Origin of the sequence: Robertmurraya sp. (assembly GCF_036676585.1) — a bacterium.
Lineage (GTDB): Bacteria > Bacillota > Bacilli > Bacillales > Cytobacillaceae > Robertmurraya_A.
On the sequence record NZ_JAKFCQ010000189.1, the window covers coordinates 79620 to 99353 of the forward strand.

Genomic DNA, 19734 nt, shown 5'->3' on the forward strand with positions numbered 1-19734 from the left:
CGGGCTTTTTTGTTTTGTGGGAATAATAATATTTGGAGGGATTTCACATGAATAAGCATTGGATCATGGTATTTATTGCTGCTTTTTTTGAGGTGTTTTGGGTGATTGGGTTGAAGCATGCCGATGATGTGTGGGGTTGGTTAGGAACAGGAATTTCGATTTCTATCAGTTTCTATGTGATGCTTCGCGCGAGCCGCGCCCTACCAGTTGGAACGGTGTATGCAGTCTTTGTCGGATTAGGAACCGTCGGCACGGTATTGGCAGATATCTTGTTTTTCGGAGATCTTTTTAAAATAGAAAAAATGCTACTGATTCTGATTTTATTAATAGGAATTATTGGGCTTAAGATGGTCACAGGAGAAAAAGTTCTGGAAGGAGAGGAAAGATAATGGCTTGGTTTGCCTTAATTTTAGCAGGATTACTTGAAATTGTTGGTGTGAGTTTGATCAACCAATTCAACCTAAAGCGAAATTGGTACTCACTAGCATTCGTTGTTCTTGGATTTGGAGCGAGTTTCTTTCTTCTCTCATTTGCGATGAAAACGATACCGATGGGAACAGCTTATGCGATTTGGACAGGAATTGGGACTGCAGGTAGTGCCATTATCGGAATTATGTTTTATGGTGAATCGAATGATTGGAAACGAATGCTTTTTATTGCCATGGTGTTAGGGTCTGTGATTGGATTAAAACTTGTATCATAAAAGGAGTAGCCTTTAAAAGAAGCTACTCCTCTTTTTATCTATTTAATAATTTCATCAATAATCCCATATTCCTTCGCTTCTTCTGCGCTCATAAAATAATCTCGGTCTGTATCCCTCGCTACCTTCTCCACAGGCTGGCCAGTTCGTTCGGAAATAATCTGGTTGATATGTTCGCGAAGTTTGATAATACGTTTAGCTGAGATTTCGATTTCTGTTGCTTGCCCCCTGGCTCCCCCAAGAGGTTGATGAATCATGATTTCGCTGTTTGGAAGTGCCATCCGCTTCCCTTTTGTTCCAGCAAGTAAGAGCATCGCCCCAAAGGAAGCAGCCATACCTGTACAGATCGTTCTTACATCTGGCTTAATGTATTGCATCGTATCAAATATCGCAAATCCTGCAGAAGTGGAACCGCCTGGACTATTGATATAAATAGAAATGTCTTTCTCCGGATCATCGGCTGCTAAAAACAATAACTGTGCTACTACGTTGTTTGCAACAGCATCATTAATCTCCTCACCGATCATTATTATCCGATCCTTTAATAGTCTAGAGTAAATATCGTACGAACGTTCCCCGCGGTTTGATTGTTCGATTACATATGGAATTAAACTCATGATTGTTTCCTCCTTCGTTTCACTTGCATAAAATTATGCAGCCATAAAGACAGTGCTTGAAGGATAATTGAAGAGAGGTGATGGTTTCATCGTGCAAGTTGGGTTGCTATCTTTTCGTAACGAGCGAATGTTCGGAATGGAACGAATGAGTATGGACGGATCTTGAGACTTGAAAGATTCATGAAGAATGATCTCGATTTGTTGGCGATCTTCCTCATTCCAATACTGATCAATTAAAGGATTGGTTTCTTTTGAGTCCTTTTTTCCAAGTCGCTGTTTTGCCCGAAAGATGGCCGCCTTTACAGCACCTTCAGAAGAATCCAAAAGCTCCGCTATTTCCGAAAGCTGGAACTGAAAGCCTTCTTTTAATGCAAACATAATCGCTTGTTTCGGGGTTAATTGATGAATTAGTTGTTGAATCGCTTCCAGTCGATTTACTATTCGATCGGTCTCAATTTGAGAAGGTTCAGGAATGTCTTCAAGAGACTCTTTGCTTCGCTTTCTAATGGTGTCGATCCATTCATTATGAGCAATCTTATTCACAAGCGCGGCAGAAATCTCCGGCTGAAACTTATAATGAAGCCAAGCCTTCAGGAACGATTCCTGAGCCAAATCCTCTCCATCCCATTTATTTTGGGAAATGAACTGACAATAGCGTTGAAGTTTTGAATAAAGTTCCTCGATTTCTTCCTCACGTGTAAGACTCGGATGTTGCTGAACATCCGTCTCATTCTTCCTAACTTTACTTTGCACCACCATCACTCCTTCAGCACTCTCTATCTTTTAAACGAAGAACGGATAAAAAAAGATACGGGGTCACCATCTTTTTTTTAGTTTATACGAAATGTATGTGATGGTACCACTATTTGGAACATAAAAAATGTGACTACTCTAATAGAATAGTCACATTTGACGTTAGGGAAACAGCTTTAACTTTTTTGCTTCCTCTTCATGATGGGTCATAATTTCATCAAAAAGTTCTTCCGTCGTTTTATTTTCGGTAGAAATGCCTAATTTCTTTGCCGCCTGAAGAATTTTTGCTTCTCGTACTTCATGTGCTAGTTGACGGAAATCTTTATTTTCTGTAGATATTCCCAATTCTTTTGCTTCTTTCTTGATGCTGGCTTCACGAACTTCCTTGGCTAGTTCTTTGAGTTCTTTACCCTCAGTAGAAATGCCGAGTTCCTTTGCCTTTGTTTTTATGATGGTTTCACGTACTTCTTTTGCTAACGTATCACTATCTTTTCCATCTGTTTTAATTCCAAGCTCGTCTGCTTGTTTTTTAATAAAGGTTTCTTTTACTTCTTTCGCGAGGATGTCAAAGTCCTTTCCCTCTGTTTTGATTCCGAGCTCCTCCGCCTTTTTCTTAATCATGGCTTCACGTACTTCTTTTGCTATTGTCTCGGAATTTTTTCCTTCGGTTGATATCCCTAACTCTTTCGCTTTTTTCTCAAGAAACTCTGGACTGTGGTGGAAATGTCCCTTATGGGCATGTGCTTCCTTCGATTCCACTTCCACCTTTTCCTCTGTTGCAGCAAATGCTTGAACAGAACCCATCAATCCAAAAACTAGAGCAACCACAAATAATCCACTGATCTTTTTCACCATTTCTTTCCTCCTTCATCTTATGTTTTGTACTACAGAAGGTAGGATGTCCAGAAATTATTACCAATTTATGAACAAATGATGAAAGAATCATTAAACAATTTTGTAATTACTCTTCTTTTCACAGCTTTCTTCCATTATCACATCAAGAATTTCCTCGGTATAGTGATGAAAGGTTGGGTTGGATCGACTTCTAGGCCTAGGTAAATCAATATTTTTGTTCATCACCACTTCTCCTTCTCCAATCACAATTACTCGGTCCGATAGAAGTACGGCTTCTTCCACATCATGCGTGACCAAAATCGCTGTGAGTCGATTCTCTTTCCATACGGATTCAATCAGGCTTTGCATTTCCATTCGAGTTAACGCGTCAAGAGCTCCCAGTGGCTCATCTAACAATAACAGTTTTGGTTCATGGACAAGGGCTCGAGCTAGTGCTACTCGTTGCTTTTGTCCGCCTGATAGCGAAGATGGATAATGGTCAGCTCGTTCTTTTAAACCAACACTATTTAATACATACGTAGCTTTAGGTTTCCAATCACCCGTTAAGCCTAAACCGACATTTTGTAGGAGTGTTTTCCACGGCAGCAATCTTCCATCTTGGAACATCATTCTTGCATCACCGTTAATGGTTGTTAAGCTTTCACCGTTTACTTTTACTACACCCTCATTAATATCTTCTAGACCAGCTATAATACGAAGCAACGTACTTTTCCCGCAGCCACTTTTCCCGACGATTGAAACAAACTCTCCTTGAAAAATAGACAGGTCAATTCCTTTTAATACCGGGGTGTTGCTATATGATTTTCGAACACGATCAACATGTAATATTGGGTTAAAGTCCATAAGATACCACTCTCCTTTTGTTACGATAACTGTTTCCACATCAGCCATTTCTTTTCAAAGAGCTTTGCAATCCAATCGGAGAGTTTGCCGAGTAAGGAGTAAATGAGAATGCTTAACACAATCACATCCATTTGCATAAATTCTCTGGCGTTCATGGCCATATAACCGATCCCAGAATTGGCGGCGATGGTCTCTGCCACAATAAGTGTCGTCCACATGACCCCTAAAGAGTAGCGAATTCCTACCAAAATGGAAGATAACGCACCTGGTAAAATGACCTGAAGGAAAAGCGAATATCCTTTCAGACCATAGGCTCTTCCCATTTCAATAAGTCCTTTATCAACCGATTTGATTCCGTGATACGTATTGATATAGATGGGAAAAAGAACCCCTAAAGCGACGAGAAACACCTTAGACACTTCATCAATTCCGAACCAAAGGATAACGAGTGGAAGTAACGCTAAATGCGGAATATTTCTAAGCATTTGAATCGAAGTATCCAATAGTAAATCCAAAGGTTTAAATAACCCATTAAATAAGCCGAATAGAAAACCTAATAATCCACCGATCAGAAAACCGGTTAAGGCACGACCTAGACTTATAGAGATGTGGTTGATTAATTCACCTGATGCAGTAAGCTCCGCTCCAGATTGGATCACTGCGATTGGTGACGGTAGAATGGTAGCCGGAATCATCCCGTTCATACTAAGAATCTGCCATAACCCAAGGATCATCATAGGAATCATCCAAGGAATCAGCTTTTCCCTCCATATACGATTGAACATTCCCTTTCCCTCCATTCTTACTGTTTGACTGCCTCGTTGACCTTTATTTCATTAGGAATAATCTCTAATGTGTAAAACAAGTCAGCCATTTCTTGTTGTTCATTCAATATTTCATCATTAATGTCCTCTACCCCATACACGCGTCGTTCAACCGCTAAGGTAACAGAAGCTTCGTCCATTTTGAGCTCTTTTGCTAGTAATTCAATGAGCTCCTCATGATGACTATTCGCCCATTCCATAGACTCTGACACTTCTTTAAGAACGGAGTTAAGTACTTCTTCTTCGTTAGTTGCGAAATTTTCGGTAGAAACAAAAAAGTCGCGATCAGAGGTTAAGCCTTCCCCATTGACCAGTAATTTGGCATTGGCATTTACTTCAGTAGAAGATGTATAAGGATCCCACACGACCCATGCGTCCACCTGATCTTGTTCAAATGCAATCCGAGCATTTCCGGGAGTTAAGTAGGCAGGTTCGATATCATCGAGAGAAAGACCAACAGATTCTAAGGCTTTGACGATTAAATAATGAGAGCTAGAGCCTTTTGAAAAAGCGATCTTTTTTCCTTTTAAATCAGCAAGCGACGTGATCGTTGAGTCATTTTTCACAAGAATCCCACTGCCTTCATACTTCGAAAATCCAGCAGCAACATATGTTAGTTGAGAACCCGCTGCCTGTGAGAAGATCGGTGGTGTGTTCCCGGTTCGGCCAAAATCAATGCTTCCTGCATTTAGCGCTTCTAAAAGGGAAGGTCCATCCTGGAATTCCTTCCATTCGACCGTAAACCCTAGCTCTTTTAAACTATCTTCTAATGTTCCTCTTGACTTTACAATAAACAGAGGTCCATTTTTTTGGTAACCAATTCTAACTACCTTTTCTTCCTCTTTTTCCGTACTCGATTGATTGCTGCAACCGATCGTCACGAAACAGAGCAGAAGCAAACTACTAAGGATCATTAGATACTTTTTATTCATTTTCAAAGTTATACACAACCTATCTATTTTTATCTCATACTTGAATGCTGGAGATTTTGAAAATATTCCACACTTATTTCTTTTAATCTACTTCTTTGCACTTTTCCTGTTGGTCCATGAGGGAGATCTTCAACGATGACAACTTTTGCTGGACATTTGAAGCTTGTTAGGTATCTTTTACAATGATCCATAACCAACTGTTCCAATTCATCGTTGTGATCGTGTTGATTTTGACGAATATAGGCAACGATTTCTTCCCCATAGAGATGGTGCGGGATCCCGATCACAGCGGCTTCTTTAATCATAGGAAGCTGACGTATCACGTCCTCCACCTCGTAGGGACTGATTTTTTCGCCTCCGCGATTAATCATTTCTTTGATTCGACCAACGATAAACACATACCCTTCCTGGTCCATAAACCCGAGATCACCGGTATGAAACCAGCCATTTCGAAAATCATCTTGATTTAGAGCTTCCACATACGATGTGATGACATTTTTTCCACGAATGGTTATTTCCCCTACTTTATTTGCAGGTACTTTTCTTCCGTTTGAGTCGACAATTTGAAGCTGAAGCCCAACTGGCAGACCAACAGATCCTAGTACTCTTTTTTTAGGTGGAAGTGGATTTACGCAAATCTGACTAGCCGCTTCTGTCATTCCATACGATTGAATTAACGGAATTCCAAATCGTTGTTCAAATCGTTTCGCATGAATCATCGGTAGCTGTGCTGAGGCGGAACGGATAAATCGAACATGAGTGGGAATCTCTTTCGGCTGTGGTTTTTCTAGTAAAATCGATATAATCGCAGGTACGGCTGATACCCATGTGATCTGAAACTCTTGGATGACATTCCAAAACTTTGTTGCACTGAACTTCTCTTCAAGAACGATTTTCCCATGTGATAAAATGGTCGAAAGAACCGCCACCACTTGTGCATTAATATGAAACAATGGCAAAAAGCAGTATGTCGTATCCGTTGACTTCAGTTCATGAGACATGATAATATTTGTGGCTGTTTCCAGAATTTGTCCATGAGTTAATCCAACTGCTTTCGGAACCCCGGTTGTCCCCGATGTATATAAAAGGATGGCAATGGAATCTTCTTCTATATTGGATTCACGCTGGTGTGGTTGAGGTATATCTTTAAAATCAAAGAAGGTGTAACCGTCGTAGTCCACACGGCAAAAGGAATCGAGTGGAATCGACTTCACTTCTTCTTTTAATAAAAAGTTTGTATACTCTGGTTTGATAAATCCAAATACCGGCTTGCTTCTTTCAATGAAGGAGAGAAATTCAATCTCTGGCATGTTGGGATTAATCGGTACTATGACCGCTCCATAATCAATAATTCCTAGAAAAATAGAAATAAATTGATACGAGTTTGGAAGACCCACTAGGACACGGTCTCCTTTTGAGACACCTGCTGTGATCAAATAATCTTGAACTTTAGCCATCTCCCATTGCAATTCTCTTGTTGTATACCAGGTTTCTTTTTCATGTAAGATGGGTCTCGTTTGTAGCAACGCCTCTTGTATTTGATGGGTTAGTTTTGACATTCGAATCCACTCCTATCTAATTTCTTACAGTTGTTCCCTTGCCTTCACCATTTTTGGCCAACGTGGAAGTTTTGACTTTTTTCCGACCACATAGGAAACGATGGGGGTTTTGTTCAACATGTACGAAAGGATCATTGATGTGACATACACAAACACAATCGAAGCCGGAAGAACAAACACATACATCCACTTTGTTTCAGAGAACAGTGGCACCATTTGTTTAATCATAAACAGTGGAAACGGTTGGACGAGAAACATGCCAAAGGAACAACTAGACGCAAACATAATAAATTGGCTGAATTTTTCCCATTTTGGTTCGTTGCGAACGCTAGCCCACTTTCTACCATAAATCATAAGAATGGCAATCACTAGTAGGCTATACGGGAGGAAAATCGGTTGCTGTGGCGACTGTGCCCTTTTGTCACTTTCCAAAAGAATGAAGCGATTAAAAACGTAATACACCCACATAATGACGACTCCAGCAAGTAAAAGAAAAAGAATCGTCTTTTTATGTTGTTCCAAAAACGAAGATATTTTTTCGTAGTGACAGGCCACCATTCCCCCTGCAATAAACCAGCATTGATACGACAACACAAATACACCGTAATGAGAAAGCAAATAGGGCCAATTGCTTGTATCAAGATGTGGTATCCCTAGCTTATAAAAGGTAGTTAATAGCACCTGAAAAATCACACTTCCAACAAATAGTTGTAAATGCCATTTTTCATACCTTTTCAGCAAAGCTAGTAAAAACGGAAACACGAGATAAAACTGGAAACTTACCAAAACAAAATAAATATAAAACTCATCACCTTGTAGCAACGAATTCATAAGTTCCACTAAAAAAGCTGTGATGGATCCGTTAAAATCAATGCTGTACGTCCCTCGAAACAATAGATAAACGATGTTCCAAAACAAATAGGGAATGGCGATCAATGATAGTCTTTTTTTCCAAAAACTAAAAAGTTTAAGTTCCTTATGATAATACGTAAGGAACAAGACAAATCCCGTGATGAACATAAAGGCAAGTCTTGTCACTTTCATCGAGGAATGGAAGGCAGACATCGACAGAAAGGGAATCGTCCAATCATCAAATTGTTGATTAAAGATCGTCATCGTATGTACGGATAAAACCCCCAGCATGATGAACGTTCGCATAAAATCCACTTCATATACATGTGTCTTCTTCACCTAATCTAAGACCCTCCTTATCTAGAAAGTTTGTACTATCTCATTTAAAAGGATAAATATGACGATTTTGTTACCATTTATGTAACAAAGTAGGTAGAATGCGAAAAGGTGAACCTAGTGGCTCACCTTTTTAAATGGTTATCAAAAAATTGTTGTACGGTTTTTAATATTTCTGGTTGGGAAAATCCACCGTGACCTGCGCCTTTGATTTTAATCATGGTTGCTTCTACGTTTGCTTTTTTTAGTGCTTCGTATAAAAGGACACTTTGATTGTATGGAACCCTAAGATCTTTGTCACCATGCATAATTAAAAATGGTGGATCATCCTTGGTTATATATGTGATGGGGTTGGCGCGTTTCACTTTTTCCTTGTTTTCTTGAAGAGGTCCGCCAATGAGCACTGATTCTGGTGAGTTTGGTGAGTCGAAATCAACATCAGCGGGATATTTACTCATCTGTAACATGTCTGTCGGTCCATACCAATCGACTACGGCTTGCACGGAGCTTGACTCGTTCAAGTATTCACCATTGCCTTCTAGTTCACCTACTTGTCCTGTGGTTCCTAGCAGAGCCGCTAGGTGGCCACCGGAGGAGTTGCCCCATACACCAATTCTATTTGGATTGATATTGTATTGAACTGCGTGGGCACGTAAGTATCGAATGGCATTTTTCACATCGTAAAGCTGGGTCGGAAATTTTCCTTCATGACTTGTACGATGCTCGATACTTGCCACCACATAGCCGTGTTTGGCGAACATCACTAATTGCGGGATGAACTCAAAGGTCTTTTGTGGATGATGGAATCCCCAGCCTCCTCCCTTTATAAACACGATCAAAGGACGAGGTGTTGACTTTTGTTTTGGTAGCAAGATGTGCATATGTAAAGGTTTGACCTTAGTCTTCGCGTACACAATATTTGCATGAAGATGTACACCGTTATATGCTGATTTATTTGTGTGAATGGTTTGAATACCATTGTTATTTTCAGCATAAGAGCTGCTTGTGATTAAATTAGTTAAGGCGACTATGATTAATAAAAGAATGCTTTTTTTCATTTGATCAACTCGTTTTGTAATTTTGGATTGGAGATGGTGGTGTTACGGCAAGAAATTGGGTTTCTTTTATTAAAATAACCAAATGTTTCTATTTTATGATGGCTAGACCACCCCTTTTAGTTGGTAAATCGACTGATTTGCGTTATCCTTAGATGGAGAAAAATGATAAAGGCAGGGAAACTTATGGATCAGATAATGTTTATTGAAACAGGAATGGGGATTGATGTTCACGGACAAAACGTGACAAAAGCAGCGATTCGCGCAGTGCAAAATGCAATTCATTTTAACTCAATGCCTGGCATTCGCACAGTTCTTCCGGAAAACAAGCTAGAGAACATGAAGGTAAATGTGAAATTGGCGGTTCCTGGAGACAAAGAGTTACTTGATATTGAAGCGGTGAAGGCAGTTCTTCCGTACGGAGAGGTGACCGTTCAGGTTCAGGACGGCGGAATGCTTACAACAAGTGGGATCGTTCTTCCTGATAAAGAAGATAAAAATGATTTGATGTACATAGTTGTAGCAGCTGTTGAGGTTGGATACTAATAAAAAATGGGCGGAAATAATGCTTTCCGCCCATTTTTTATTTACCATTTACATGGGGCCACCCCCGGATCAGTGTCTCATGTTCGTTTCCAGTTCATTTTCCAGGTTTAGAAGCTTTTTTATCTTTACTCTTTGGCTTTCCTTTCACAAAGGTCCAGATAGGTGATATGGAGTTCCCAGTATATTTGTCAGAAGCAACAGCATACCAGGAGTACGTTTGATTCTCCTCTAGTCCCTTCCAAGTGGTTTCGGCTATTCCTCCGCTTTTTACCTTTCGATCTTCTCCAATTAAGGTTTCCGTGTAAATATTAACGGAAAAATAATCGGTTGCGACTCGTTTGTCTGCAGCAGCAAGGTCTAGATCCATTACAAACTCGTCCTTATTTCCATACGTATCTGTATTATAAAAATTGTAATCATCTAAATACGGAGAGTACGTGTTCACGATCACACGATTTTGATAAACATCAAAGTGTAATAATCTCATATAGCCTTGGCCGCCCTCAGGACCTGCTTGGTAGTCAGCTAACATTTGATATACTTTCCGGTCAGGAGTTCCATCTCCATTGTCATCAATTTCATCAATTAATGTTTGTGCTTCATGATAATGTCCGCTTAAAACAGCCATCACATTTTTATTTGGAACGACGATTTCATTGTAAAGCTTCTCTCCTAGTGGATGACGGGTACCTGTTGCTAGAAGGTATTCATGGAAATTTAGAATCGCTTTCCGATCCGGATGTGCCTGTAACACATCATTCACCCATTGAATTCCATCATCTGTGACTCCCCAGCCAAGATACACCATGATATAATCATTGCCTCCGACCGAGATGAGATCATAGTGGCCTCGATTATTCAAATACGATCCCCCGTAATACGGTTTATTATTAAAACGGTCTTCACCAAAATATTGATAATAGTTCGTATAGTCCGTAGACACTTGATCAACATCGTGATTCCCGGCTAGCACCCCATACGGGACATTGTGATCATCAAGTACTTTCATATATTCATTTGCGCGACTCCACTGGGTCATATCGGTTGAGATGTTCACGAGATCACCCGTGTGGAAGACGTATTTGATTTTCATGTCTTCTTGGTGCTCAGCAATCCATTTGGTTTGTTCCTCATATATATATGGAAAGCTTTCCGAGTAGTATTGTGTATCCGACATCCAAACAAAGGTATAATCATACTCACTTGGATTTGCAGGAATTTCGTCTTGAACAAGAACATTAATTTTCTGCTCGTGAACAAATTCATCCACTTGAACATTTCCTTTTAATGTAAAATCGTTATCCCCTGCAATTTTATAGTCGATGAGCACCCATTTGCTTGTATCGTGGCTCCATGCGTACATAGATACCTTTCTTCCGGGTAGAGAATTTCCTGTCCAAAATAGCTCAACCACATCATTACCATCCACTTTTTCATCGACGGTCACATCAAATCGGTGATATGGAAAGCCTTCACTAGAATCCTTCGTTAAATACTTCCCGTCTTGCTCTGAAACAAGCGACATATCGTCTTCTGAAAATGTCTCTTCTCCTTGAGGTGCGGGTTCATTAGGTGGCTCTATATCGGCCACGTTTGAATACCCTTTGACTTGTGATTGGTCACCAATATCGTATTGGAACCCTTCATAGAACGATACATCCATTTTGTCATTTGTAGGGTCTGTCACTTTTACCTTGAGTACAGGGTCTCCCTCCACAGGTATTTCTCCAAATGATGAAACGTCCGTTGGCAGCAAGGGATTTTCATTGACAACAGAAAAATGGACAATCATCGTGGAGGAATTCCCTATTGAATCCTTTGCTGTAACAGAGAGCTTGTGCTCACCTGGCATGAGTTTTGATGAAGCTGTTTCAAAAGGAATTTGGATAGGCTCATCGTCTAAAAATGCTTCTACCAACTCGACCCCTGCACCATCATCCTTTGCTTTAGCTTGAATCGTGAAGGCCCCTTTGTAGGTTTTTCCTTCTTTCATATTCGTTGTGATCGTAGGAGCGGTGTTATCCACTAAGACCGTAGCACTCACTTCCTCATCGAGGTCAGCTACCGTAATCGTATGTTCGCCATCAGGGACGGTTGATGTATTCCATACATAAGACTTTGATCTTGCGTGCTCTTCCGTAATTGGAAAGTGGAAATCCACGAATGGGTTCCCATCATTCATTTTTATAATACGGGCAGGATCGTTGTGGCTAGGATCTTTGATCACGGTACCATCAGCTAAAACAAGCCTTACGTTACGAAGATCATAATCATCCCTGTTTTCTGCTGATTCTAAGTCAAATGGTGAGGCTTTGTTGCCTGAACGAAGGGTGATGATATTATCTCCTACTTGTAATCGATCGGCTGTGATGGGTACTGAAAAAGTTTTCCATGCTGATAGCCAATCTTTATCCATTAAATATAAGATTTCCTCCCCCATCGTCACTGCATTTTGGAAATAGGTATTTAATCCATTTGCTTCAAATGCGAGGTAGGCGGTATGCTCCATGGAAGAGTACAGATCTGTCGTTACTTCTGTTTCGTCGATTGATAGCTTAACATTTTCAGGAGCATCAGACGCGGATGTGGCTTTCACCACCTTTTCACCACCTACTTTATCTCCCTCTTTTATGTTTAGGCGTAAACTAGATTGGTCCAGATCGTTGGTTACTTGTACGCGATAGGTTTCACTTGTTACCTCATTGGTGCCATCGGATGCTAAAAGATAATAATCTACATATTCTTTACCGATGAGCTCAGGAGAATAAATCGTATGGTGAAAGAAGGAATCATCGTAATTCTCTTTCACAATGGCTTCAGTAAACTCCGATTGCCCCGAAATTTTGTAAAAAATCTTTACTGTTTTTACTTCCCTATCATCGGTTGCTTTTGCGATGACTTCGATATTTTCTTTTTGATTGACGGTTATCACGTCCGTTAGGTTTTCAAGAACCGGACTTGTCGAATCAATTGGGTACTCACGTGGAGTTATTGGAACTTGGATGGGTCTTACAGTACCAGGGGTTGCTTGTTCAATCGTTAGCTTATACATCTTTTTGCTCTTATCGGTTGGATACCTATATTGAATTCCATTATCTGCATACGTATCATCCACATTGGATTCGTCATTATAATAGGCAACAGCAATTTCCCTCCCTGTGTTGGTTGCCATCACAAGTCCGCGTAAGCTTCCATTGGCCATTCCACTGCTGAAAATCCGAACAATATCCTCATTTTCTGCTAAATTTGTACCAAAATGCTGATTAAAATCCGCTACCGTTTTAGAACCATTTTGTTCATTGATAATCCAAAATACAAGGGTTTCCTTTGCTGGGATAATCACATCATCAGGAACAGAAGCCCAGACAACATCAGAGCCAGGATCGTTTGTATAATAGCGATAATTTAGTTTGTAATCCTTAAGGGACACGGGACTAGTTGAATTATTATATATCTCGATAAACTCATATCCATCTGCTGAGCCGACATTTGTTGAATCTGGTAACACTTCTGTTACTAGAAATGGTGGAAGTGTAGTGTAATCAACAGATGTAGTTTCGACTTCGACTCGATATTGCTCCGTTTTTACGGTGTTTATCCCGTCAGACGCTTCCATGTAATATGTTATATGATTCGATACATCTACTTCAGGAATGGCAGCTGTAAAAATATTGGATTGACCCTCTTTTATCATAGTGATGCTCGAGAAAGCGTTCATTGTCTCATTTTTATAAAAAAGAGTCGCATTGGGTACGGCAAAATTGTCCGTAATTTCTGCGGTTATCGTAATGGGCAAAAATTCAGAAGCGGCTTGGAGTGGTTCGTGTTGAATACTTGGTGCTTGAGTATCCGTTGGGTTCTCAGGTATTTCTACCGGTTGGGTGGGAACTTGGTGAGATTCGATATGACCAGGTGTTGGCGCTGCTAAAACGCTATATGTATCCATTAAGATACCAGACAATGGGTACTTATAAGCAATATCGTTCCCGTAATTATCGTTTTCACTTCCTAGATACGAAGCTGTAACCAAGTCCTTTCCCTCTTGGCTACGAATCGTAATGGCCCGATTGCCACCGTTTGCAAACCCTGGAAACACATCGGTAAATTCAATAACAGCTTCTCTCGGAAGGCTAGTCCCAAAATTTGAGTTAAAATCCTCGAGCGTCTTTCCTCCATTATTAAACCAAAGAACGATGTTTTTCTGAGGTTCAACCGTAACATTAGGAACTTGGAATGGAAGGTCTGCCCGACTGCCATCTGTGTACTGATAGACGAAAGAATAATTCTTAAGTGGTATTGGTTGGTTACTATTATTATAGATTTCAATAAACTCAAAATAATCGGTTCCAGTTCCTTTTGAATTTGGTGATATTTCAGTAATCAAAATAGATGGATACGATTGATAATCTTCATCGGCGGCTTCTTTAGTAGAATTGGTTTCTACTTCTGATGTAGAGTTTGTTTCTTGCTGAGGTGTTTCTGTAACTGTGGTTTCTTGATTCGTTGGTAAGGATTCTTCAGGCATTGTAGATGTGATTTCTTCTGTGCTGGTCGAGGCTTCATTTTCTTCCAGTGTTCCTTCGCTTGTTGAAACCGTAGTTTCAGCAGCAAAAGTGTTAAAAGGAATAGACGTCACGACACTTGTCAAAAACAAACTAGTACTTAGTACTATGCTATAGTACTTTTGAAATGAGTTTTTTTGTTTCTTTCGCATAAACATCCCCCAGTTTTCTAATAGGAAGGAGAGTAATTACTAGACTCTCCTCTATTAAAAACTTTACCTTTCCATTTTTAACGTTCTGTAAAAAGGATGTAAATTTACTGTTTAGATTTTCCAATTAGTTTTGTGCGGGTGAAAGTGAACGTTCTTCAGAATAGATCTTTGTAAAAATCAAGCGAACAATGGGACCGACAATTAAAAGCTGTAGTGGCAAGGCGGCAATAAAGTTGAAGCTAACACCTTTAACATACGCGCTTGGAAGTTCGGGGCTGATTCCAACATTCATGATTGCACCATAAAGAGACATCAGTAAAACCATTCCCGACACCATAAAAAATGACATGAATAAGATCTTTTTAATTAATGGATCTCCCTGTTTCACGATTTTGGTTACGACGGATTTAGATAGTTTTCCTACTACAAAAATATCTAATAATAATCCAACAATAAACGCTGGAACAAATCCTATGATCACATCAAACCATACAGAAGAAGTAAATCCTTTCAACAATAATACGTTGTAGATGCTCATCCCAAATACCATACAAGCGCAGGTAAGGGTTGTGAACACTAGTTGTTCCTTTTTATTTTTTCCCACTCTTTTCCTCTCCTTTTTCAAACGTAAACTTAGTTGACGGTTTATTCTAACTTGATTTTCGTATTATTGTCAACCTAATTGACGGTTTTGGTTACACGTTATTTTAGAAAAAATGCTACAATGAAAGGAATCACATACTTAGGAGAAAAAAATGAGTGAATTGAATTTGTTCGGATTAATTGATTTAGTCAGTGATAAACACGCTGAGCTTAGAGGTGAGGTCCGTCAGCGATGGATCCAAAATGGAAATGAAGATGTTACCCCACAAGAGTACTACTTAATGACAAGGCTAGAACTACACCAGGAACTAACCATTGCCGAAACCGCTAGGAAAATGAATATTTCCAGACAGGCCGCCCATAAATGTGCAAAGGGCTTAATTGAAAAAGGATTGATTGTAGCAGAAACATCTGAGGAGAACTTACGTGAAAAATTGTTGCAGTTAACGAGTAAAGGCTTAGAAAGCTGCAAAGAGATGACATGGATTAAAGAGGAAATTGAAAAAGAAATCGTAGATATTTTGGGGCAAGAAAAAGTGAAACTCTTAAAAGACATATTAAAAGCTAACTGGTATAGAAGTTGAATTCCACTTCCTACTAGTTAGCTTTCTATTTAAAATTCGATTCCTTTTACCGCAGGAATGCCATCCTCATAGTAATGTTTGACCTCTTTCATTTCGGTAACAAGATCGGCTAACTCTAAAATTTCCTGTCGAGCCGAGCGACCTGTAATTACGAGGTGCATAGCCTCAGGACGATGTTTGATCAGTTGGATAACTTCTTCAATTGGAAGAACATCCTCAATCGGAAACTTTTCGATAGCAAGTGCGTTATTGAGCTCGTCTAAGATCACGACATCGTATTCCTCGCTGTAAACCTTTTCCTTTGTGATTGCCCAAGCTTTTGTGAGTGCTTCTCGATGCTCTTCCGGCGTTTTCGTCCATGTAAAGCCAATTCCTAATTGCTGCATCTCAATCCCTATTTGGTCAAACATGATTTTTTCCCCATAGGTTCGGGCGGGAGACTTGATAAATTGAAGAACTAAGACACGTTTTCCCCGGCCTTTTGCTCGAATTGCTAGACCGAGGGCAGCAGTGGTCTTGCCCTTTCCATTTCCAGTATAGACGAGAGTTAATCCATGTTGAGACATTTTTTGTAACCTCCCTTTTTTCAATTGGTTTGTTTATTTTCGAGTTAATTTGGGTTAATAAGCTACTAAACCCTAGATTTACTATCCTTGTACTTTCTACAAAGCGATATCCAGTTACCCACTAATTCTGGGCAGGATCCGAAATGTAAATGTGTATAGCCGGCAACGAGATTTCTTGTTAAGAAACCTTCCTTTTTTGTTCCGTGCATGCCTTTGGTTTGGTAAGCTGGAGGTAACTCGGACGTCGGATGAAAGGTAGAGTAGTGAAACTCGTGACCCTTCGCTCCTAGATTGCCTTGAAACAGCCTATTTCCTTCTTCTCCGGTGATTTCCCTATAACCAAGTGCAGCTAGCTTTTTATGCATTTGAACGACCCCAGGGATAAGTCCAACCATCGGATAACTGTTCCCCTCTGTGGTTTCTATTGCATCTGTTAAATACATAAAGCCCCCACATTCGGCCAATGTTGGCAGGCCGTTTTCAATCGCGTGTTTAATAGAATGCTTGACCTCGTCCAACTCGGCTAACTCTTGTGCGAACTCCTCAGGGAACCCTCCTCCGAGGTAAAGACCGTCCACCTGTTCTGGGAGTAACTCTCCTTTTAACGGGGAAAACTCCACTAACTCTGCCCCATAAGACTCGAGCAGTTCCAAATTTTCCTGATAATAAAAATTAAAAGAAGCATCTCTTGCAATAGCCATACGCACGTTTTTGACTTTGTTTTTTCCAAGCTGTTGTCCTTTCAACATAAGCTCAGGAGCTTGTGCTAACTCGTATAACTTATCAACATCAATGGTTTCAAGCACCAGATCACCAAGTTTTTCAAAAAACGGCTCTAGCTCTCCACGTTCAATCGAAGGAACTAAACCGAGATGTCTTTCAGGAATGGATACCTCGTCATCTCTTTTCAAATAGCCGACAACAGGAATCTGGCATTCCTTCTCGACTGCAGCTTTTACTAGTTGATAATGTCCTTCGCTACCTACTCGGTTGGCTATGACCCCAACAATATTGACATCGTCATTAAAGGCTTGGAACCCTTTTACAATTGCTGCAGCACTACGAGCCATGCTAGCGCAGTTGACGACAAGAACGACAGGGCTTTTCGTAATCACACTGATCTCTGCCGTAGTGCCATCATTTGAAGTCGGATTTTTCCCGTCGTAAAACCCCATCACTCCCTCGATAATTGAGATGTCAGCTCCTTCGCTGCCGCGAACAGCGATTTCTTTTACTAGCTCGTGATTGAGCATCCAGCTATCAAGATTTCTTGATGGCCTACCAGTAACCGCCGTATGATAGGTCGGGTCGATGTAATCAGGTCCGCATTTAAATCCTTGAACAACCAGCCCTTTTTTCTTAAAGGCTGACATGAGTCCGATTGTTAAGGTTGTTTTTCCGACACCGCTCCCGGTTCCAGCTATGACCATTCTTCTTTTTGACATGATATGTCCTCTTTTCTTTTAGTAGTGAATCAGAGCAACGGAAATGGTGACATTGCCTGATTTTTTCTTCTCAAGTACGGGTTTCGTTGTTCCAGAGTATAGCAAGCAAGCTGGTTCACTCACTCCGTACGCACCTGTAAATTTAAATACTGTTTCTGATGGTTCAGCGATACGTACGGTGTTTAGCTGTTTAGGAGAATAGGTAACGAATTCCCACCCGTATTGATCAGTGATATCTATTAGCCCTTGCTCATCTTTTTTCAAATCAATCGAGCAGATCGCTTTCACACTTTTTATTGAAAAACGAAGCTCAGCCAATGTTTCTTGGATCACTGCCTCGATTTCTTCCTTTGACGTCCCTCTATTACAGCCCATACCTAAAGCAATGACCTTGGGGCGATACAGTACACCATTATCTAAAATAGCTTGTTCCTCTTTATCTAGTAATCGATGCGTAATCACAAGTGCTGCCTGAGGCTTGGTTACCAATGCTTCTAAAATACTTGAATAAACCTTAATATTTTCTGGAAGTGGCCGATCATACGTCCACCAGCCCTTTTCCCCTGATTCTTGTACCACGGCGACTGTTTCCTCGTTCACCACCGATGCGCTCACAGGTGTTAGCTTTTCTGCAGATTCCCATACCCAGCCAAATCGTTTTCCGAACAAATCAACAGGAATTGTTTTTTGTACATCAGACGCAGTGGTAATCACTGGCCGAGCATTTAAAATCGCAGCTACTTCCTTTGTTAGCTCATTAGCTCCGCCAATATGCCCGGATAACACACTAATCACGTGCTCTGCTTTATCATCTATTACGACTACGGCAGGGTCAACCTTTTTATCTACTAAAAGTGGAGCAATCATTCGAACCACTGCCCCTAAGGAGACGATGATGATTAGACCTTTATACGCTTGAAAAAGAGAAGGAAATAGAAGACGAACGCTACCGGAAAACATCTGTATTCCACGGTCCTGTTCATCTCCCTTTTCAAATTTACTCATATAATACAAATCGGCGTTTTGTAGAGAAGGTGCTAGCTTTCTAGCAATCTCGACTCCGTGCTTCGTAATGGCAACAATCGCATATTCTCCGGTTTGATTGATAGAAGCAAATTCCCCTTCTTTTAAAGCAATCATCACGGCTTCACCCCACGTCTAAAGCCATGTGTAAAGCTTTGATCATACAGCTTTGAGCGATAGTTTTTATCATGTATTTTTTCGTCTAATGCCCAGCCTGCTAGGATCATCGCCTGCTTACGAATCCCATTGTTACGCATATCATCATCCAAATGTTCAACCGTCGTTCGGACAATTTGTTCATCCGGCCACGAGGCTTTGTAAACAACAATGACGGGGGTATCCTTGTTCCAGCCTGCATCGATAAATTCCTTCATCACCTTCTTTGTTAACGTAGCACTTAAGAAAAGAGCAATTGTGCTATGATGACTTGCTAGATCACGAAGCTTTTCAAATTCCGGAACAGGCGTTCTTCCTTCTGCTCTAGTTAAAATGACTGTTTGTGTTAAATCAGGAATGGTTAGTTCTGCCTGGGCCGCAGCTGCAGCGGCAAACACGGAGCTGACTCCAGGAACAATCTCTACTTCAATACCAGCTTTCTTTAATAGAGTCATTTGCTCCATAATTGCTCCGTATACAGCAGGATCACCTGTATGAACACGAACCACCTTTAGCCCCGCTTGAATTCGATCCACCATGATATCAACCATTTCATCAAGATGCATGCCTGCTGTTTTCATCACTTCAGCAGTTGGTTTTGATTTATTAATTAACTCTTCGTTCACAAGCGAATCCGCGTATAAAACTACATCGGCTTCTTGTAAAAGCTTTAACCCCTTTACCGTAATTAGGTCAGGATCTCCTGGTCCGGCACCTATGATGTATAGCTTCATTTTCTCACCACCATTAATGTTAAGTATTCAAGCTCAG

General features: G+C 40.4%; 18 protein-coding genes and 1 pseudogene. 4 read left to right on the forward strand and 15 right to left on the reverse strand.

The features are described from left to right. Positions 1 to 47: 47 nt before the first annotated feature. On the forward strand, positions 48 to 389 hold the full coding sequence (locus tag ACGLXV_RS23845) for a DMT family transporter (protein ID WP_391560581.1): 342 nt from the start codon (positions 48 to 50) through the stop codon (positions 387 to 389). Beyond that, entirely contained in the window at positions 389 to 703 is a 315-nt protein-coding gene (locus tag ACGLXV_RS23850) for a DMT family transporter (protein ID WP_119708387.1), read from the forward strand. The genes ACGLXV_RS23845 and ACGLXV_RS23850 overlap by 1 nt, the downstream gene beginning before the upstream one ends. Positions 704 to 741: 38 nt before the next feature. Here the strand turns inward: ACGLXV_RS23850 and clpP are convergent. The 9 genes and pseudogenes from clpP to ACGLXV_RS23895 form a co-directional block, all read right to left on the reverse strand. Continuing rightward, a pseudogene (gene clpP, locus ACGLXV_RS23855) lies at positions 742 to 1323 on the reverse strand (ATP-dependent Clp endopeptidase proteolytic subunit ClpP); the annotation flags it as partial. 27 nt (positions 1324 to 1350) lie between these two features. Then, the gene (locus ACGLXV_RS23860) at positions 1351 to 2070 is read right to left on the reverse strand and encodes a sigma-70 family RNA polymerase sigma factor (protein ID WP_391560582.1); all 720 of its coding nucleotides are present in this window, start codon (positions 2068 to 2070) and stop codon (positions 1351 to 1353) included. Between the two features lie 162 nt (positions 2071 to 2232). Continuing rightward, positions 2233 to 2925, reverse strand: coding sequence for a hypothetical protein (locus tag ACGLXV_RS23865; RefSeq protein WP_391560583.1), 693 nt, complete (start codon positions 2923 to 2925; stop codon positions 2233 to 2235). Positions 2926 to 3015: 90 nt separating this feature from the next. Next, positions 3016 to 3768 carry an ABC transporter ATP-binding protein gene (locus ACGLXV_RS23870; protein WP_391560584.1) on the reverse strand — a complete coding sequence of 251 codons (753 nt, stop codon included), beginning with the start codon at positions 3766 to 3768 and terminating at the stop codon, positions 3016 to 3018. A 20-nt stretch (positions 3769 to 3788) separates the two neighbouring features. Next, positions 3789 to 4553 (reverse strand): ABC transporter permease subunit, encoded by a 765-nt coding sequence (locus ACGLXV_RS23875; RefSeq protein WP_391560585.1) that lies wholly within the window; start codon positions 4551 to 4553, stop codon positions 3789 to 3791. 17 nt (positions 4554 to 4570) lie between these two features. Continuing rightward, positions 4571 to 5524, reverse strand: coding sequence for a sulfonate ABC transporter substrate-binding protein (locus ACGLXV_RS23880; RefSeq protein ID WP_391560599.1), 954 nt, complete (start codon positions 5522 to 5524; stop codon positions 4571 to 4573). A gap of 29 nt (positions 5525 to 5553) precedes the next feature. After that, positions 5554 to 7083: an AMP-binding protein gene (locus ACGLXV_RS23885; RefSeq protein ID WP_391560586.1), complete on the reverse strand. Its 1530-nt coding sequence runs from the start codon at positions 7081 to 7083 to the stop codon at positions 5554 to 5556. A gap of 24 nt (positions 7084 to 7107) precedes the next feature. Next, positions 7108 to 8274, reverse strand: a complete 1167-nt coding sequence (locus ACGLXV_RS23890) for an acyltransferase (RefSeq protein WP_391560587.1) — start codon at positions 8272 to 8274, stop codon at positions 7108 to 7110. 122 nt (positions 8275 to 8396) lie between these two features. Continuing rightward, positions 8397 to 9329: a prolyl oligopeptidase family serine peptidase gene (locus ACGLXV_RS23895; RefSeq protein ID WP_391560588.1), complete on the reverse strand. Its 933-nt coding sequence runs from the start codon at positions 9327 to 9329 to the stop codon at positions 8397 to 8399. A gap of 183 nt (positions 9330 to 9512) precedes the next feature. On the opposite strand from ACGLXV_RS23895, the gene ACGLXV_RS23900 reads away from it, so the two are divergent. Further along, on the forward strand, positions 9513 to 9872 hold the full coding sequence (locus ACGLXV_RS23900) for a Lin0512 family protein (RefSeq protein WP_066049581.1): 360 nt from the start codon (positions 9513 to 9515) through the stop codon (positions 9870 to 9872). Between the two features lie 94 nt (positions 9873 to 9966). Here the strand turns inward: ACGLXV_RS23900 and ACGLXV_RS23905 are convergent, their stop codons facing one another. Beyond that, on the reverse strand, positions 9967 to 14586 hold the full coding sequence (locus ACGLXV_RS23905; RefSeq protein WP_391560589.1) for a lamin tail domain-containing metallophosphoesterase family protein: 4620 nt from the start codon (positions 14584 to 14586) through the stop codon (positions 9967 to 9969). 124 nt (positions 14587 to 14710) lie between these two features. Further along, on the reverse strand, positions 14711 to 15190 hold the full coding sequence (locus ACGLXV_RS23910; RefSeq protein ID WP_391560590.1) for a DUF2798 domain-containing protein: 480 nt from the start codon (positions 15188 to 15190) through the stop codon (positions 14711 to 14713). A 151-nt stretch (positions 15191 to 15341) separates the two neighbouring features. Here ACGLXV_RS23910 and ACGLXV_RS23915 point away from each other — a divergent pair, with 151 nt between their 5' ends. Further along, positions 15342 to 15773, forward strand: coding sequence for a MarR family winged helix-turn-helix transcriptional regulator (locus tag ACGLXV_RS23915; RefSeq protein ID WP_391560591.1), 432 nt, complete (start codon positions 15342 to 15344; stop codon positions 15771 to 15773). A gap of 29 nt (positions 15774 to 15802) precedes the next feature. Here ACGLXV_RS23915 and cobO read toward each other — a convergent pair whose 3' ends face one another. From cobO to cobM, 4 genes are all read right to left on the reverse strand, one after another. Continuing rightward, positions 15803 to 16339, reverse strand: coding sequence for a cob(I)yrinic acid a,c-diamide adenosyltransferase (cobO, locus tag ACGLXV_RS23920; RefSeq protein ID WP_391560592.1), 537 nt, complete (start codon positions 16337 to 16339; stop codon positions 15803 to 15805). Between the two features lie 65 nt (positions 16340 to 16404). Further along, positions 16405 to 17784 (reverse strand): cobyrinic acid a,c-diamide synthase CobB, encoded by a 1380-nt coding sequence (locus tag ACGLXV_RS23925; RefSeq protein ID WP_391560593.1) that lies wholly within the window; start codon positions 17782 to 17784, stop codon positions 16405 to 16407. Positions 17785 to 17802: 18 nt separating this feature from the next. Further along, positions 17803 to 18924 (reverse strand): cobalt-precorrin 5A hydrolase, encoded by a 1122-nt coding sequence (locus tag ACGLXV_RS23930; protein ID WP_391560594.1) that lies wholly within the window; start codon positions 18922 to 18924, stop codon positions 17803 to 17805. Then, entirely contained in the window at positions 18924 to 19697 is a 774-nt protein-coding gene (gene cobM, locus ACGLXV_RS23935) for a precorrin-4 C(11)-methyltransferase (RefSeq protein WP_391560595.1), read from the reverse strand. Before cobM ends, ACGLXV_RS23930 begins: the two co-directional genes overlap by 1 nt. Positions 19698 to 19734 lie beyond the last annotated feature (37 nt).

What these genes read in the sequence shown, in the direction of transcription:
- cobM (WP_391560595.1), bottom strand. Translation starts at nt 19,697, where the DNA reads ATGAAGCTATACATCATAGGTGCCGGACCAGGAGATCCTGACCTAATT.
- ACGLXV_RS23905 (WP_391560589.1), bottom strand. Translation starts at nt 14,586, where the DNA reads ATGCGAAAGAAACAAAAAAACTCATTTCAAAAGTACTATAGCATAGTA.
- cobO (WP_391560592.1), bottom strand. Translation starts at nt 16,339, where the DNA reads ATGTCTCAACATGGATTAACTCTCGTCTATACTGGAAATGGAAAGGGC.
- ACGLXV_RS23865 (WP_391560583.1), bottom strand. Translation starts at nt 2,925, where the DNA reads ATGGTGAAAAAGATCAGTGGATTATTTGTGGTTGCTCTAGTTTTTGGA.
- ACGLXV_RS23885 (WP_391560586.1), bottom strand. Translation starts at nt 7,083, where the DNA reads ATGTCAAAACTAACCCATCAAATACAAGAGGCGTTGCTACAAACGAGA.
- ACGLXV_RS23895 (WP_391560588.1), bottom strand. Translation starts at nt 9,329, where the DNA reads ATGAAAAAAAGCATTCTTTTATTAATCATAGTCGCCTTAACTAATTTA.
- ACGLXV_RS23915 (WP_391560591.1), top strand. Translation starts at nt 15,342, where the DNA reads ATGAGTGAATTGAATTTGTTCGGATTAATTGATTTAGTCAGTGATAAA.
- ACGLXV_RS23850 (WP_119708387.1), top strand. Translation starts at nt 389, where the DNA reads ATGGCTTGGTTTGCCTTAATTTTAGCAGGATTACTTGAAATTGTTGGT.
- ACGLXV_RS23845 (WP_391560581.1), top strand. Translation starts at nt 48, where the DNA reads ATGAATAAGCATTGGATCATGGTATTTATTGCTGCTTTTTTTGAGGTG.
- ACGLXV_RS23930 (WP_391560594.1), bottom strand. Translation starts at nt 18,924, where the DNA reads ATGATTGCTTTAAAAGAAGGGGAATTTGCTTCTATCAATCAAACCGGA.
- ACGLXV_RS23875 (WP_391560585.1), bottom strand. Translation starts at nt 4,553, where the DNA reads ATGTTCAATCGTATATGGAGGGAAAAGCTGATTCCTTGGATGATTCCT.
- ACGLXV_RS23925 (WP_391560593.1), bottom strand. Translation starts at nt 17,784, where the DNA reads ATGTCAAAAAGAAGAATGGTCATAGCTGGAACCGGGAGCGGTGTCGGA.
- ACGLXV_RS23880 (WP_391560599.1), bottom strand. Translation starts at nt 5,524, where the DNA reads ATGAATAAAAAGTATCTAATGATCCTTAGTAGTTTGCTTCTGCTCTGT.
- ACGLXV_RS23870 (WP_391560584.1), bottom strand. Translation starts at nt 3,768, where the DNA reads ATGGACTTTAACCCAATATTACATGTTGATCGTGTTCGAAAATCATAT.
- ACGLXV_RS23900 (WP_066049581.1), top strand. Translation starts at nt 9,513, where the DNA reads ATGGATCAGATAATGTTTATTGAAACAGGAATGGGGATTGATGTTCAC.